This is a genomic window from Salinivibrio siamensis (assembly GCF_001996005.1).
GTDB classification, from domain to species: Bacteria; Pseudomonadota; Gammaproteobacteria; order Enterobacterales; family Vibrionaceae; genus Salinivibrio; species Salinivibrio siamensis.
In genome coordinates this window covers 44,883-60,697 of sequence record NZ_MUFB01000016.1, presented here as the reverse complement: position 1 = coordinate 60,697, position 15,815 = coordinate 44,883, and the positions used below count along the sequence as shown (strand labels likewise).

The 15,815-nt window shown below is 51.9% G+C and carries 15 protein-coding genes; 8 read left to right on the top strand and 7 right to left on the bottom strand.

What is annotated here, in order from left to right:
* The first annotated feature begins 267 nt into the window (after window positions 1-267).
* Window positions 268-1,122: a MurR/RpiR family transcriptional regulator gene (locus BZG73_RS09860; RefSeq protein ID WP_046073477.1), complete on the top strand. Its 855-nt coding sequence runs from the start codon at window positions 268-270 to the stop codon at window positions 1,120-1,122.
* 157 nt (window positions 1,123-1,279) lie between these two features.
* The gene (gene pyk / locus BZG73_RS09855) at window positions 1,280-2,725 is read left to right on the top strand and encodes a pyruvate kinase (RefSeq protein ID WP_046073478.1); all 1,446 of its coding nucleotides are present in this window, start codon (window positions 1,280-1,282) and stop codon (window positions 2,723-2,725) included.
* Between the two features lie 133 nt (window positions 2,726-2,858).
* Here the strand turns inward: pyk and BZG73_RS09850 are convergent, their stop codons facing one another.
* The 7 genes from BZG73_RS09850 to pspA all read right to left on the bottom strand — a co-directional run bounded on the left by BZG73_RS09850 (window position 2,859) and on the right by pspA (window position 9,104).
* Window positions 2,859-3,482 carry a GNAT family N-acetyltransferase gene (locus BZG73_RS09850; protein WP_235606050.1) on the bottom strand — a complete coding sequence of 208 codons (624 nt, stop codon included), beginning with the start codon at window positions 3,480-3,482 and terminating at the stop codon, window positions 2,859-2,861.
* Window positions 3,463-5,004, bottom strand: coding sequence for a transcriptional regulator TyrR (gene tyrR / locus BZG73_RS09845; protein ID WP_077668198.1), 1,542 nt, complete (start codon window positions 5,002-5,004; stop codon window positions 3,463-3,465). The genes BZG73_RS09850 and tyrR overlap by 20 nt, the downstream gene beginning before the upstream one ends.
* A gap of 318 nt (window positions 5,005-5,322) precedes the next feature.
* Complete coding sequence (locus BZG73_RS09840) at window positions 5,323-6,345, bottom strand: YcjF family protein (RefSeq protein WP_077668197.1); 1,023 nt, start codon at window positions 6,343-6,345, stop codon at window positions 5,323-5,325.
* Window positions 6,346-6,356: 11 nt separating this feature from the next.
* Complete coding sequence (locus BZG73_RS09835) at window positions 6,357-7,748, bottom strand: YcjX family GTP-binding protein (RefSeq protein ID WP_077668196.1); 1,392 nt, start codon at window positions 7,746-7,748, stop codon at window positions 6,357-6,359.
* A gap of 50 nt (window positions 7,749-7,798) precedes the next feature.
* Entirely contained in the window at window positions 7,799-8,188 is a 390-nt protein-coding gene (pspC, locus tag BZG73_RS09830; protein WP_077579243.1) for an envelope stress response membrane protein PspC, read from the bottom strand.
* On the bottom strand, window positions 8,185-8,415 hold the full coding sequence (gene pspB, locus BZG73_RS09825; RefSeq protein ID WP_046073483.1) for an envelope stress response membrane protein PspB: 231 nt from the start codon (window positions 8,413-8,415) through the stop codon (window positions 8,185-8,187). Before pspB ends, pspC begins: the two co-directional genes overlap by 4 nt.
* A gap of 20 nt (window positions 8,416-8,435) precedes the next feature.
* Complete coding sequence (gene pspA, locus BZG73_RS09820) at window positions 8,436-9,104, bottom strand: phage shock protein PspA (RefSeq protein ID WP_077666150.1); 669 nt, start codon at window positions 9,102-9,104, stop codon at window positions 8,436-8,438.
* Between the two features lie 209 nt (window positions 9,105-9,313).
* On the opposite strand from pspA, the gene pspF reads away from it, so the two are divergent.
* The 6 genes from pspF to BZG73_RS09790 all read left to right on the top strand — a co-directional run bounded on the left by pspF (window position 9,314) and on the right by BZG73_RS09790 (window position 15,705).
* Window positions 9,314-10,309: a phage shock protein operon transcriptional activator gene (pspF, locus tag BZG73_RS09815; RefSeq protein WP_077668195.1), complete on the top strand. Its 996-nt coding sequence runs from the start codon at window positions 9,314-9,316 to the stop codon at window positions 10,307-10,309.
* A gap of 130 nt (window positions 10,310-10,439) precedes the next feature.
* Window positions 10,440-12,059 (top strand): ABC transporter substrate-binding protein SapA, encoded by a 1,620-nt coding sequence (gene sapA / locus BZG73_RS09810; RefSeq protein ID WP_046073486.1) that lies wholly within the window; start codon window positions 10,440-10,442, stop codon window positions 12,057-12,059.
* Window positions 12,060-12,062: 3 nt separating this feature from the next.
* Entirely contained in the window at window positions 12,063-13,025 is a 963-nt protein-coding gene (locus BZG73_RS09805) for an ABC transporter permease (protein ID WP_046073487.1), read from the top strand.
* Complete coding sequence (gene sapC / locus BZG73_RS09800) at window positions 13,012-13,899, top strand: putrescine export ABC transporter permease SapC (protein WP_046073488.1); 888 nt, start codon at window positions 13,012-13,014, stop codon at window positions 13,897-13,899. The genes BZG73_RS09805 and sapC overlap by 14 nt, the downstream gene beginning before the upstream one ends.
* Window positions 13,899-14,906, top strand: coding sequence for a peptide ABC transporter ATP-binding protein (locus BZG73_RS09795; protein ID WP_046073489.1), 1,008 nt, complete (start codon window positions 13,899-13,901; stop codon window positions 14,904-14,906). The genes sapC and BZG73_RS09795 overlap by 1 nt, the downstream gene beginning before the upstream one ends.
* Window positions 14,890-15,705: a peptide ABC transporter ATP-binding protein gene (locus BZG73_RS09790; RefSeq protein ID WP_077668194.1), complete on the top strand. Its 816-nt coding sequence runs from the start codon at window positions 14,890-14,892 to the stop codon at window positions 15,703-15,705. The genes BZG73_RS09795 and BZG73_RS09790 overlap by 17 nt, the downstream gene beginning before the upstream one ends.
* The last annotated feature ends 110 nt before the right edge of the window (window positions 15,706-15,815 follow it).

The following is a 15,815-nucleotide window of genomic DNA, read 5'->3' as shown; positions in this document are numbered from 1 at the left end:
TTTGGCTGATTTTTGACCATTTATTTATTTCGCGCTGTAAATATATTCCTTAATTGTGTAAGGAAATAACTAAAAGCGTGAATGGTGACAAAGTTTTTATGCTCAGATAGTCATAATAATGTCATTACAATCCGCGAGAGGATAGACTATCTGTTACTAAACGGCAGTCAAAAGCCGTGGTGAATGACGCACTTAACACTTCATTGATGCTCGCTCTCATCGAGCGACAGTTTTTAACTTTGGTCTTGAACGTAAGCGGTAACTCAGATGAATACTCTGGAAAAAATACAAAAAAATCTTGAAAACTTCAGCAAATCTGAAAGAAAAGTTGCTGAAATCATTGTCGCCTCCCCTCAAACCGCTATTCACTCGAGTATTGCGACTTTGGCAAAGATGGCTGATGTGAGCGAGCCAACGGTTAACCGTTTTTGTCGTCGCCTAGATACCAAAGGCTTCCCGGACTTTAAACTTCACTTGGCACAAAGCTTGGCCAACGGCACCCCGTATGTGAACCGCAACGTTGAAGAGAACGATGGTGCGGATGCTTACACGGCGAAGATTTTTGAGTCAACCATGGCCTGTTTGGATGTAGCGAAAAACAGCATCGACACGCACCAAATTAACCGCGCGGTCGACATGCTAACCCAGGCGAAAAAAATCGCCTTTTTCGGGTTGGGCGCATCAGCATCGGTCGCGCATGACGCGCAAAACAAGTTCTTCCGTTTTAACATTCCGGTGGTGTGCTTTAACGACATCGTGATGCAACGAATGAGCTGTATTAACTGTAATGATGGCGATGTGGTGGTGATGATTTCACACACAGGGCGTACCAAAAGCTTGGTTGATGTGGCTAATTTAGCCCGTGAAAACGGTGCCACTGTTATCGGCATCACGCAGCGCGACTCGCCGCTAGATAAAGTGTGTTCCCACACCATCCAGCTCGATGTGCCGGAAGACACGGACGAATATATGCCGATGGCAAGTCGGGTCGTGCAAATGACGGTTATCGACGTGCTAGCAACAGGCTTCACACTTCGCCGTGGCCCAGGATTTAGAGATAACTTGAAGCGTGTCAAAGAAGCCATTCGCGATTCACGCTTTCATAAAGAATCCCTGACCTAACTAAAAGGAGTGCGTTGGCACTCCTTTTTTGTGTCATCTTTTCGACGTTTTTGATGCGCTACACTGATGTCAGCATGTCGTCGAATCCAGACTTGGCGGTGATGTTGCCCTTTCTGCACTATCCCTTAAAACATCACCCTGTATATAGGAGTTAATCATGTCTGCAAAACTGAGAAGAACGAAGATTGTTACCACATTAGGCCCTGCCACCGACAAAGACAGTGTGTTGGAGTCAATTATTGTCGCCGGTGCTAACGTCGTTCGCCTCAACTTCTCTCACGGCAGTGCGGAAGACCACATTAAACGCGCCGATCAAGTGCGCGCGATTGCGGCGCGACTTGGCCGCCACGTGGGTATTTTGGGTGATTTGCAAGGCCCTAAAATCCGTGTTTCGACCTTTAAAGACGGTGCCATCACTCTCTCCGTTGGCGATAAGTTCACGTTAGATGGCGAGCTCTCGCCTGGCATGGGCGACCAAGACGCGGTCGGCCTTGATTATAAAGCCCTGCCCCAGGACGTCACCAATGGCGATATTCTGCTGCTCGATGATGGCCGCGTACAGCTCAAGGTACTGGCGGTTGAAGGGGCCAAAGTGCATACCGAAGTCACGGTAGGCGGCAAGCTCTCTAACAACAAAGGGATCAATAAAAAAGGCGGAGGCCTGTCTGCCCCTGCACTGACGGAAAAAGACAAGCAAGACATTCTGACTGCCGCCAAAATTGGCGTCGACTTCTTAGCGATCTCCTTCCCGCGCAACGGCCAAGATATGCACTATGCCCGCTCTTTGGCGCGCGACGCTGGCTTGGATGCGCGTTTGGTGGCCAAAGTAGAACGTGCCGAAACCGTGGTCAGTGATGAGAGTATCGACGACATTATTGAAGCGTCTGATGTGGTGATGGTGGCGCGCGGTGATCTTGGTGTGGAAATTGGCGATCCAGAATTGGTTGGGGTACAAAAGCAGCTCATTCGCCGCGCGCGCAGCATGAACCGTTTGGTGATCACCGCCACGCAGATGATGGAATCAATGATTTCCGCCCCCATGCCTACTCGCGCGGAAGTGATGGATGTGGCCAATGCGGTGCTCGATGGCACCGATGCAGTGATGCTATCGGCAGAAACCGCTGCCGGTCAGTTCCCACTGGAAACAGTACGCTCAATGGCTGAAGTGTGTGTCGGGGCTGAGAAGATGCCGTCGGTTAACGTATCGAATCACCGCCTAGACCGCCAGTTTGATAGCCAAGAAGAAACAGTCTCTATGGCGACCATGTACGCGGCGAACCATATGAAAGGGGTCAAAGCCATGGTGTCGCTGACCGAATCGGGCCGCACAGCCTTGATGATGTCACGTATTTCATCCGGTAAGCCGATTTTCGCGTTATCGCGTCATGAACATACGCTTAACCGTGCCGCACTCTATCGTGGTGTTACCCCGGTGTATTTTGACAGTGACAGCGGTGCCGGCTTGCAAGTGGCGGAGCGCGCCCTGCAAACCTTAAAAGAAGGTGGCTTTTTGGCCGAGGGAGACCAGGTGATCATGACCCAAGGCGATCAGATGGAAGTGATTGGCTCTACCAACACCATGCGTGTGCTGACAGTGAAATAGTCGTGCTCTCACGCCTGCTATGTAAATAACTCGCAGACAAAGCGCATACTAGAAACGCAAAAGGCGACCTAATCGGGTCGCCTTTATTATTACCTGTGGGTGACTGCTGGTGCATCCGTTAGACGGTCGCGGGTCAGGCCGGTTTAGGTCGCCAGTGCGGATTGATGTGCGCCATTAGAATATGATCTTCCCATCGGCCATTAATCAACAAGTAATCACGCGCTCGGCCTTCATATTCAAACCCCACTGCCTCTAGCACCTTGGCACTGCGCTGGTTACATGGCATGTAGGAAGCACACACACGATGGATATGGACGTTATCGAATAGCCACTGATTGGTCGCGGCGAGCGCTCGACGCATGATCCCTTGTCCTTGTGCCGCTTTATCTAACGAGTAGCCCACGGTGCACGAATAAGACGGGTATTGCATCACACTGGTATAAGAAATCACCCCTAACACGTGAGGCGAGTCTTGCTTGGCGATCAAAAAATAATAAGCCAGCTGATGCTTTTGTAACTCCATCAGCTGCAGCACGCGCCGCTTCCATCCCTGTTCAGTATAAAAGCCCGCCGTACGCTCAGGCTCCCAAGGGGCGAGAAAATCACGGTTGCGCTGAAAGTATTGCACCACCCGGGTCACGTCCTCGTGACTGATGGCATCTATGCGTAGCTCATCAACGGACAAACGCGGGAAGTGACTCACTGACGTCTGATACATACTGGCTTCCGGCATCAGCTTACTTTTTACCAATCCCATAGTCGCGCAGTTTATTGGCAATGGCAGTGTGCGAGACATCCAACCGTTTAGCCAGCTTGCGCGTTGAAGGGTAGCTTCGATACAGGTTATGCAAAATCCCCGACTCGTAACGCTTCATGATTTCATCTAACGAGCCATCCATCGATTCTTCACTCATAAACTGGGTGTTTTCAATTTCTGGCAGTTGGACGTCATCAATCGTCATCACTTCTGCGTCAATTTGGGTCATCGCATGAAGCAACACATTACGTAACTGGCGGATATTCCCGGGCCACGCATAGTGGGTAAGATAGTCCGCCAACGCCTCATCGATGCGCGGCTTGGATTGCCCTAAATCGGCAGCAAATTGTTTGACGAACAGTTCTGCAAGCGGCATCACGTCGGCCGTTCGCTCTCTAAGTGGTGGGACAGTGAGCGATAACACATTGAGACGATAGAAGAGATCTTCACGGAACTGATGGGCCGCCACCAGCTCAGGCAAGTTTTTCTGTGTTGAACAGATCACTCTTACATCCACCTGCATCTCGCGTTCTTCCCCCACGCGGCGGAAGGTACCATCTTGCATAAAGCGTAACAGCTTCACTTGCAGGTGGCGGCTCATTTCGCCCACTTCGTACAAGAATACCGTGCCGCCATCCGCTTGCTCTAAGATGCCTTTTTTGGCGCTACCGCCTTCTTCGGCGGCCGCCATACCAAACAATTCGGTTTCAGCGGCGTTATCCGGCATAGAGACGCAGTTAACGAGTAGGAAAGGTTTGTCTGCGCGCAAGGAGTGACGGTGGCAGGCACGCGCTATCATTTCTTTACCTGTGCCCGTTTCGCCTTGTACTAAGAGAGGTGCATCCAACATCGCCAGCTTTTTCGCTTGGCTAATAAGCTGCTTAAACTTGTTTGACTGACCCACAAGATGATCAAACCCATGATCGCTCGGGGTACGGAACACAGTTTGCGAAGTGTTATTCATCGCCACCTGCTTGAGCTGCACCACCGCACTCACCAATACAGGCTGCTCACTTTCGTCATTGATGTGCACTGGCATCACTTTCATGAGGAAGTCGAGCCCAGCCATTACCACCATACGACAGCTTTGGCTGGCTTCTTCTTTTTCCAGCCAATGGGCAAACTGAAAGTCAGGAAACACGCTGTTTGCATGTTCATCGATAAGCTGGTGTTCACTCGAGCCAATCAAGTCTTGCGCCGCCTTGTTGGCCATATCAATGTAGCCATCGAGGTTAATCGACACCACAGGATCGGTCAGGCTTTCAACTAACGCTCGCAACTCTTTATGTTCACGCTCAGCCGGTAAGAATTGTACTTTGCGTACGTCGGTGACCCCAGAAATGAGTCGAATTTCCGACATCAACTGGCTAAAGGCGTCGAATTCAATTTCCGGACAGTTGAGGTATATGATCCCGACCTGGTCAATTTCAATACCACGTAGGTCGATGTCGCGGCGCACCAGAATATCGAGGAGTTCGCGGGTAAGCCCGATCCTATCTTCACAACAGACTTTCAGTCTCATAATGGATTCCTGTAACTTGACAGTGATACCCAATACCGGCAGCAAGCCTTTTTGCGATGAGTACCCTAAAACTATGCCCGCTTCAACGGGTTACTGAAGCATTCATCGTCGCGGCTGCATGCGCTGCATTAGCTGTCAGGATAAGTTGACACTGAAGCGGAGTTTGAGCGGGTTGGGGGGAACAGTCAAGCCCTGATGCGATTTTTGCCTTACGCCGTCACGTTTGTAGCACAGAGAACACGCAATTAACTCACTGATTATTCAATGAATACCAATGTGGCTGGTAAGTCTACCTACCAGCCACCTTACCGGCGTGGACTATGACGCGTCTTGTTGACGCTTCCCCACCAGCCGCTTTACCAACTCACGGCGAAGTTGTGACAGGCTAGGCGCGGCTTGACCATGCCAAGGCAGTGGTCGCATGAGTGTCATGGTTTTAAGACCCAACCGCGCGGTGAGAAGGCCAATGCCGAGCCCCTGCGCCACCCGGCCTGATACTCGGCCAGCGATATTGACGGACAACACATCAAAGCCCACATCGGTCATCGCCTCACTGGCACCCGCCAGCGCCATGTTAGTGAGCACCATTTTCAGTAGGCGAAAACGTGCTTTAACGCCCAGTTGGATCCCGTAGATCTGCGCGATACGCGTCATCAAATGAAAATTACGCCAAGCAACCAACAACATGTCTGCCGCCGCCAACGGGCTCACCGCTACCATGAGTGCCGCCTCTTGCGCGTGCTTGGTTACCAGGTCACGCGCCGCTTTATCTTGCGCACTCAGTACTTGCTGCTCATAGAGGCTCAGAATTTCACTGTCGTTATGTGTGGCCGCCAGTTGCTGCTGCCAGTTGGCAAAGGCTACCGTTTGGGCCTGCCCGGTTTGCTCAGCCAATTGCTGACAAAACCGCTCTCCTTGCCCGACCGCATCACTGCTTAGCAGCTGTTCCGCTTGCTCCCGCACGGCTTCACGCTGAACCAAACGACGCATCGCCCGCCATTCTTTGCCCAGCATCACCAGTCCGGTTGTGGCAACCGCGACTAGCAGACCCTGCCAACCCAGACTCAACCAATCTCGTTCGAGCCAGCTTTGATAGACGCTGTCCGCCGATTGCCACACGGCGAGCAGCACAGTCACCAATAGCAAAAATGGCCACACGCGGCGACGTTTACGTGGCGAAGGCCTTAAGGTCGCATCAAGATCCGCATCCCACTCTTCACTCGAGACAGGGGTAAAATCGGTTTCCGATTCGAATTGGGTTCCTTGTTGTAATTGGCTTTCCGTGTCACGTTCTACGTCCACATTTTGTGCAAAGGTTTGTTTTGGCTTGTAGTGCGTCATAGCGCCCTCGCTTATCGAAATTTATCACCCAGCAAGTAATCCAGTGCCTTATCCATACGAATGTGCGGTAACGGCGCATCCAGTGGCGCTTGCTGAGGACGGAAAGAGGGAAAGTCAAATCCTTGCGCTTGCCAGAATGCTTCATCAGGTAGCTGCGCTGGCACATCGCCGGGATACAGGGTGACTGGCGAGTTGTCTGCAAGCACACCTTTTAGCGCGCTCTGGCTATCGCCTTTGACCGTGACATAGCCTGGTGTGGTGGCTTCAATCGCGGCCACACTTTGACAACGCATATCAATGCCCTCAAACGCGGCTTGCTGCCACGCCTGATGAACGATTTGTTGTAATAAGCTCACCATATTTGGGTGTTGATCGGGCGTCACATGATCGGCTTTAGTGGCCGCAAACAATACCTTGTCAATCCGTGGTGAAAACAGCCGTTTCATCAGCCCTGACTTGCCATATTTAAAACTTTGCATCAGCTGCTCAACGGCAAGACGCATATCGTGAAATGCCGCCGGCCCTGCATTCAGGGGCTGCAACGTATCCACCAGGATCACTTGCCGGTCTATTTTGGCAAAATGCTCGCGGTAGAACTTGGCGACCACGTGCTCGCAATAATAGTCGTAGCGCGCTTTTAGCACCCCGTAATTCGAGTCTTTCCCGGCTTTGGCTAGATCGTGTTCATTTTGGCTACCAACCCAAGGGAAGAATTGCACCACGGGCGCGCCCGCTAATTCACCTGGCAGCACAAATCGACCAGGCTGTACCCAGTGCAAGCCATCATGTGCTTTGCATTGGTGTAAAAACGCCGTGTAGTCTTCAGCAATTTCCGCCAGCCTTTTTTCATCAGCAGGGGCAAACGGGTCAAGAGTCGCTGCCTTAGTTGTCCAGGTGGAGGCCAGCTCGCCCCGACGGCCGGCGAGTAGCCCAGCTTGTTTGGCCGACCATTGCGAGTAGGTTTGGCTTAACAAGGGTAAATCGAGCAGCCACTCTCCGGGATAATCGACAATGTCCACGTATAGCGTGGCCATTTCGTTGATCGCTCTCAGGGCAGCCGACTGCGGTCGATAGCGCACCGCAAGGCGCACTTCACTGACATCACGTGTCGGCGACGGCCATACTGGCGGAGTTTGATGAAGCGCTTGCATAGCACTGTCGTAGTCAAAGGCTGGCAGGTGCATATGCGGGTGGGGTTCACGACGTGCGCCCAGCCCACGCCCCTGTTGCACCAGTGACATCAGCGGTAAGTTGGGCTCTGTGCCCAAATGCGTCAATTGATTGATAAGAGAGGTAATAAAGGCGGTTTTACCCGCACGAGAAAGACCGGTCACCGCGAGGCGAACATGACGGTCAGCCCCACGGCTCACCCACTGCTTCACGCGCCTTTTCACTGATGGCATAGGTTGATATGGCTCCTAGTTGGCCAAGCTGCCCAAACAGGGCAGCGAGGTTAGAGTTTTTTGAAGGCTTGGTCGACGTTAAAGGTCGATGAGGTTACATACGCCTCCATGTGCGTCACCTTGTCTTCCATGTGGCTAAACTCGCGGTCGAGATCCGCGATCAATTGGCTGGCAGACTTCCCTGATTGCCAAGGTTTTTGCTTCACTTGATGGTCTTGCTGCGCGGCACTCGGCTCTTGACTGACCTCTGACGGCTTTTTATCCAGGATCAGTACCGCCGCGATATAAGCGACCACCACAAAGAACCCAAAACCGAGTAAAAATGCCGAAACAGTCAGGATGCGCACTAACCAGGTTTCCATGCCAAAGTGATTGGCAAGCCCGGCGCACACCCCTGCGATGCGGCCATTTTCTGGATCTCTGTACAAGGTATTACTCATGCGCGTTGCCTCCAATGAGGGGCTTCTGCATCCAGTAGACGCTCTAGGTTATCCACCCGTGCCTGCAGCTTTTCGGCACGCTGAGCCAATTGTTGCAGTGTTTCGTAATCTTGCCCACTCAAGCCTTGCGCCACTTGTCGCTTACTGCGGTAATGCAGAAATAACCACAATGGGGCGACAAACAGCAAGAAAATCGCCAGTGGGAAACCAAGAAATAATGATGACATGTCCGCTCCTTGAGGTATCGTTACGATTGATTGTCTTTCATTTTAGCTTTCAAAGACGCCAGCTCTTTTTCAATCTCGTCTTGCGCTTGTAAGTCAGCGAACTCGTCTTCTAGGCCTTTTCCTTTGCCCATTTGATAACTGTCTGCTTCCGCTTCTAGTTCGTCAATACGGCGCTCATATTGTTCAAATTTCGCCATTGCCTCATCGGCACGCCCACTGCCGAGGTGACGGCGCACATCACGGCGATTGCCTGCTGTTTCACGACGAATCGTCAATGACTGCTGACGCGCGCGTGTCTCGCTTAACTTGTTTTCTAATGCCGCAATTTCGCCGGCAAGCTTCTCTACGCTTTCATTAATCAGCGTCAGCTCTTCGTCCAGCGCGACTTTAACATCATGCGCTTTTTGCTTCTCAATCAATGCGGCGCGAGCCAGGTCTTCACGATCTTTTTGCAATGCGAGTGAGGCTTTGTCCTGCCACTCTTGGATCTGACGCTCGATGTTTTCAATTTTGCGCGCCACTTCTTTTTTATCGGCTAGCGCTTTTGCCGACGAGGTACGCACCTCAACGAGGGTGTCCTCCATTTCTTGAATGATCAAACGGATCATTTTTTGTGGATCTTCTGCCTTGTCTAACAATGCGTTGACGTTAGCATTCACAATATCAGCAAAACGCGAAAAAATTCCCATCATAGACTCCTTAATACGCTTCCTCGTTGATGAGCCCTAGAGTTAAGGCCAGTGGCGCGTTAACCCGTGGTACTCGGCTCTGACACACTCAATAGAATTCAAATCCCATGCCAACTTTTAAGGTGTTTATTTTCAATAGGTTAAAACAGATTGCGTTAAATTGAGAAAAAGGCCATGATGAAGAAAACCACTATTTGGTAAAAATCGCCATGCGTGAACAAGACAATTTACTGGGTGAATCGGACCGTTTTCTCGCCGTGTTGGATCATGTCAGCCAACTGGCACCGCTTAACCGTCCTGTTCTGATTATGGGTGAGCGCGGCACGGGGAAAGAGTTGATTGCACAGCGTCTTCATTATCTCTCCGCCCGTTGGTCACAACCACTAGTGAGCTTAAACTGTGCGGCGCTCAGCGAAGGGTTGATCGACTCAGAGTTATTCGGGCATGAAGCCGGTGCCTTTACCAGCGCCAAAGGCCGGCATGCGGGGCGCTTTGAGCGAGCAGAAAGCGGTACCTTGTTTTTAGACGAGATAGCGACCGCGCCATTAGGTGTGCAGGAAAAGCTGCTACGCGTGATTGAATATGGCGAATACGAGCGTGTTGGCGGCWCATCTCCTCTGCGTGCCGATGTGCGTCTTGTCTGTGCAACGAATGAAGATTTACCCGCCCTTGCCAAACAAAACGCTTTTCGTCCCGATTTGCTTGACCGGCTGGCGTTCGATGTCGTTCACCTCCCGCCACTGCGTGAGCGTCAGCAAGATATTCTGTTGTTAGCTGAGCACTTCGCGATGAAAATGGCCGTGGAGCTTGGCTATTCGCTGTTTGCTGGCTTTTCGGCACAGGCTCAATCTCAACTTCTCGCTCACACCTGGCCAGGTAATGTGCGCGAGTTAAAAAATGCGGTTGAGCGCGCCCTCTCTCGCCACAATGATCCTAGTACACCCATCGACACGATATGTTTAGACCCTTTTTCACCACCTTGGCGCACAGCGGATGCCGAGGCACCTGTGCCCATTGAGAGAGAGGCATTGCCGTCATTGCCCCTGGACCTTCGCCAGTGGCAAACCACGCAAGAACACGATTTGGTCACAGCGGCCCTGTCACAAGCCAACTATCATCAGAGAAAGGCCGCACAGTTACTCGGCCTGAGCTACCATCAATTCAGGGGATTGCTGCGAAAACATCATGTGGGGCAAACCGACTGACGCAACGTGTACGTGCATAGGTACACTCCGCACGCACAGAAACATCAGATAGCCCCTACTTTGCTTGGTGGTAAAGCCGTTTCAGTGGTAGATTACGGGGTTTACTTTGATAGCTGATTTTACTTGGTTTATGCGCGTTTTTTTCCAGTATTTGATCCTGGGTGTGAGTGGTCTGCTCCTTGCAGGTTGTGACGCTGCCAGCGATCAACGTGCGGCCGACAATCGTGGCTTTGTGTTTTGCGGCCCTGGCCAGCCTAACACCTTCAACCCTCAGTTGACCGATGGCGGCCTCACGGCTGATACCTTGTCGAGTCAGCTTTATGACCGTCTGCTGCGACTCAACCCCGAGACGTACCAACCCGAAGCGATGCTGGCGAAAAGCTGGCAGGTGAGTGATGACGGTAAAACCTACACCTTCTCTCTGCGCCGGGGCGTGGCATTTCATCGCAGTGTCAAATTCACCCCCTCACGCTACCTCAACGCAGACGATGTCGTGTTTTCCTTTCGTCGCCTTATTAATCCACGCCATCCTTTTCATCGCATTTCCGGTGGTCAGTACCCGTGGTTTGATAGCATGAACTTTGGCGGCTTGGTGACCCAAGTTAAAGCGCTCGATACCTACCGCGTCCAATTTACACTCTCTCGGCCCGATGTCTCTTTTCTCTCCACGTTGGCCACCAATTTTTCGGTGATCCTTTCAAAAGAGTATGCTAACCAATTACTGGAAGCGGGTACGCCAGAGAAGCTCGATACCTATCCGGTTGGTACCGGCCCGTTCGCGCTAGCTGAGTATCAACCGCGAGAGTTTATTCGACTACGCCGCCATTGGCAGTATTGGCAAGGCCCTGCGCCGATGGAGCAGGTGGTGTTTGATGTTTCCACGCGCGGCACAGGGACGCTTGCGAAAATGCTGACTGGCGAGTGCGATGTGCTCGCCTCTCCGGTTGCGAGTCAGCTTCCCGTGGTTGTCGGTGATGAACGCTTCAGTTTGTCGTCGCAAACGGGCATGAATGTGGCTTTTATCGCCCTCAACACCCGTCATCCTGCGCTTTCGGAAGTGGAAGTGCGTCAAGCGATTAATCTTGCGATTGACCGGGGAGCCCTGCTCAGTTCGGTCTATTATGGCACGGGCGCGCCCGCCACCAGCTTGCTTCCGCCTATGTCATGGGCTTACGATCCAAACCGAAAAACTCAGCACGATCCCAAACTGGCCGCAGCACTCCTTGCCAAAGCAGGCTATCGCCATGGCTTTAGTGTCGATTTAACCGTGCCGCTAAAACCGACCGCGTTTAATCCCAGCCCACGTAAAACCGCAGAACTAATCCAAGCGGACTTGGGTGAAATTGGCATCGACGTCAATATTATTCCGGAAAAAACGGTTAATCGCACGTCCATTCGCCAAGGTGATGACAGTCACGATATGGTATTAACCGGATGGGTAGCCGACAACGGCGATCCCGATACGTTTTTACGTCCCTTGCTCACCTGCAACGCGAAGTTTACCGGTTGGAACATTTCTAATTGGTGTAACCGCTTTTTTGACCAAACACTGAATCAGGCGATCGCCACGGACAAGATAGCCAAGCGCAAGGCGTTGTATCAGGCCGCTCAGACGATTCTCGACCGTCGCATGCCCGTTATTCCGCTCGCCCACGGTATTCAACATCAAGTGCGTGATGCTAGCCTGACGGGGCTCACGATGACGCCCTTTGGCGCGGATAGTTTCGCCGATGTGTCGCGGGAGCACTAACTCATGCTGATTTATACGTTACGACGCTTCAACCTGTTCTTAATCACGCTAGTGATCCTCACCTTGGTCGCCTACAACATTATGTTGCTGGCGCCCGATTCACAGTGGCACCAATTTGATTACTGGATAGGCTGGATTTACTACATTCGACAGTTGCTCGATGGAAACCTTGGCTTGGCCGCCAGTGGGTCGCCGGTTGTTGACACCCTGGCACACGTCGCGCCGGCTACCTTAGAACTATGCTTTGCCGCGCTCTTTATCAGCTTGATTGTGGGCGTGCCCTTGGGCACGCTGGCTGGCATTCGTAGCCAAGGGCCAGCAGATAAAGTGATTTCKTCATTTGCCCTGGTGGTGTTCTCCATCCCTACATTTTGGTTAGCTATCCTYTTTATCATGGTTTTCTCACTCGACTTGCAGTGGTTTCCGGTATCAGGGCGCTATAACCTTTTGTATGAGATCCCGCATATTTCCGGTTTCGCGCTGGTGGATTTATGGCTGTCAGACTTACCGCTACAAGGCAAGGTCGCCTCTGATATTGTCCGTCACCTCGCACTTCCCACCTTGACCCTTGCGGTGGTCCCTACCACAGAGATCATCAAGATGGTGCGCGACTCCATGGCTTATGTGATGCGCCAGAACTACATCAAAGCGGCAGCGACCAAGGGACTATCAAAAACGGAAATCGTGCTTCGCCATGGGATGAAAAACGCCATTCCACCGATCATCCCTAATTTTGGCCTACTGGTTTCCACCATGGTGACCTTTGTCATCATCGTTGAGTCAGTATTCAACTGGCCTGGAATTGGGCGCTGGCTGCTCGATACGCTCATCGCTAAAGATTATGTGTCAGTACAAGGCGGCGTCTTGGTCATTGGTGGGTTTGTGTTACTGATTAATATCATCTCGGATGTATTAGGGGCTTTTATGAACCCGCTGGTAAGGAAAAAATGGTATGCCCTCAAATAGTGTTTACGTTGAACAGCATATCCCTACCCAATTTGAGCGCACCTGGAATGCATTTCGTCGCAACAAGCTTGCGGTGATTGGCTTTTGGTGCCTGGTTGGGCTCATCCTTGTCACCCTATTTGCCCCTCTACTCGCCCCGTGGAGCCCGCAGCATCAAACCGGTCATTTACTGATGGCGCCCTCTTGGGTGCAGTCTGGGCAAATTGAGTACTTTTTAGGGACCGATGATCTTAGCCGCGATATGCTCTCGCGCCTAATTGCCGGCTCTCGGCTCACCTTTGGTTATGCACTGATGACCGCATTGGCCGCGTCACTTATCGGGGTCGCGATTGGTGTACTCGCCGGGATGACCAAGGGGCTCAAATCGAGTGTGTTGAATCATATCCTAGATAGTATTCTCTCTATTCCTTCGTTACTGTTGGCCATTATCGTGGTCGCCTTTTTAGGGGTGGGCGAAACCCAAGTATTGCTCGCTATCTGGCTGTCACTCATTCCACGGATTATCCGCGCGGTGTATACGGCCGTACACGATGAGATAGGGAAAGACTATATCATTGCCGCGCGCTTGGACGGTGCCAATGATTTTTATCTGCTTTACCATTCGATTCTGCCCAATATCGTCACAGTACTGAGTACCGAAATTACCCGCGCTATTTCGGTGGCGATTCTTGATGTGGCCGCACTCGGCTTTCTGGGCCTTGGAGCACAGCCGCCGGCGCCAGAATGGGGCGCCATGTTAGGGGATTCTGTCGAGCTGATTTTCACGGCGCCTTGGACTGTCACTCTGCCTGGAATGGCGATTGCGTTCAGTGTGTTGGTTGTTAACCTAGTTGGTGAGGGGATCAGCCAAGCCATCAATGCAGGAACTGAATAATGCCGTTACTTGATATTCGACACCTGACCATAGAGATAGAAACCCCACAAGGTATGGTGAAAGCCGTCGACCGTATGAGTTTGACCATCAATGACGGTGAGATTCGTGGTTTGGTGGGGGAGTCCGGCTCAGGCAAAAGCTTGGTGGCCAAAGCTATTTGCGGTGTCACGAAGGATCAATGGCATGTGACCGCCGACCGATTACGTTTGGGTAATATCGACCTATTAGAACTGCCCGCGCGCGAACGTCGCCATGTGGTCGGCAAAGACATTGCGATGATCTTCCAAGAGCCTTCCACGTGTCTTGACCCATCCGAGGTAGTGGGTCATCAGCTTGAAGAGGCCATTCCACCCGCGTCATTTTCCGGTAGTTGGTGGCAACGCTTAAATTGGCGTAAGCAGCATTCTATCGCCTTGCTGCATAAAGTGGGCATCAAGGATCACAAGCGGGTGATGGAAAGCTATCCGTATGAGCTTACCGATGGCGAGTGTCAAAAGGTGATGATTGCAATGGCGATTGCTAACCGCCCTCGCCTTTTGATTGCAGATGAGCCGACCAACGATTTGGATCCCATTACTCAGGCGCAGATATTCCGTTTACTGAGTCGCACCAATCAGTTATCTAACACGACAATCTTGCTGATTAGTCATGATCTCACCTTGGTGACGCGTTGGGCTGATAGGATCACCGTGATGTATTGTGGCCAGTCGGTAGAGTCCGGTAACCGCGAGCAAATTTTAACCACGCCGCACCATCCTTACACGGATGCTTTATTACGGACAATGCCTGATTTTAGCCGCGACATTCCCCACAAGAGCAAGCTCGAAACCTTGCCTGGCTCAATACCACCACTGCAGCATCTGCCCATCGGTTGTCGACTGGGGCCGCGTTGCCCATACGCACAGCGTAAATGTGTCGAAACGCCCCATACGCAAAAAGTGAAAAACCATAAATTTGCCTGTCATTTCCCGCTCAACATGGAGAACAAGCATGGCCGCTCTTCTTGAAATTGATGGGCTCACCAAAGATTATCACCACCGCACAGGGTGGTTGAGAAAGCGTGTCACCCACGCGGTGAAGCCGGTCTCTTTTTCTTTGGATGTCGGGGAAACCATTGCCTTTGTGGGCGAGAATGGCTCAGGAAAATCAACCCTAGCACGCATGATTGCTGGCGTTATCGAGCCAACGGCAGGCGAAATCCGGGTCAATGGTGAGACGCTGCGTTACAAAGATTACCAAACCCGCTGCAAATTGATTCGGATGATCTTCCAAGACCCGAACACCTCGCTCAACCCACGCAACCAAATCGGCCAAATCTTAGAAGGCCCCTTGCGGCGAAACACCAATATGACCCCGCAAGAGCGAGGTAAACGCATTAAGAACACCCTCTTGCGGGTCGGCTTGCTGCCGGAGCATGCTTATTTTTATCCGCAGATGCTGGCAACCGGCCAAAAACAGCGGGTATCACTCGCCAGGGCCTTAATTTTGCAACCGAGTGTCATTGTCGCCGACGAGGCGTTAAATGGTCTCGACATGTCCATGCGCTCGCAAATCATTAACTTACTGCTTGAGCTTCAAGATGAGATGGGCTTGTCTTACGTGTATGTGTCGCAGCATATGGGGGTGATCAAACATGTCACCGACAAGCTGATGGTGATGCAAAAGGGCGACGTGGTGGAATCGGGTAATACCGCTGACATTTTTGCCAACCCGCAACACAGCTTGACACAAAGGCTGATTGACAGTCATTTTACCGCACCGGTAATGGATAGGCGGTCGCGCAAATCAGTCAGCGCCCGCCCATAGTGGCGAACACGAGCGGCGCGATCCATAGCCGCTCTGTTAACGCGTCCCCTGCCGCTCTCTACCTCGTCAAGCGCTTAGCTTGAAACATTGGCGAGCTCAGTCATTAGCAA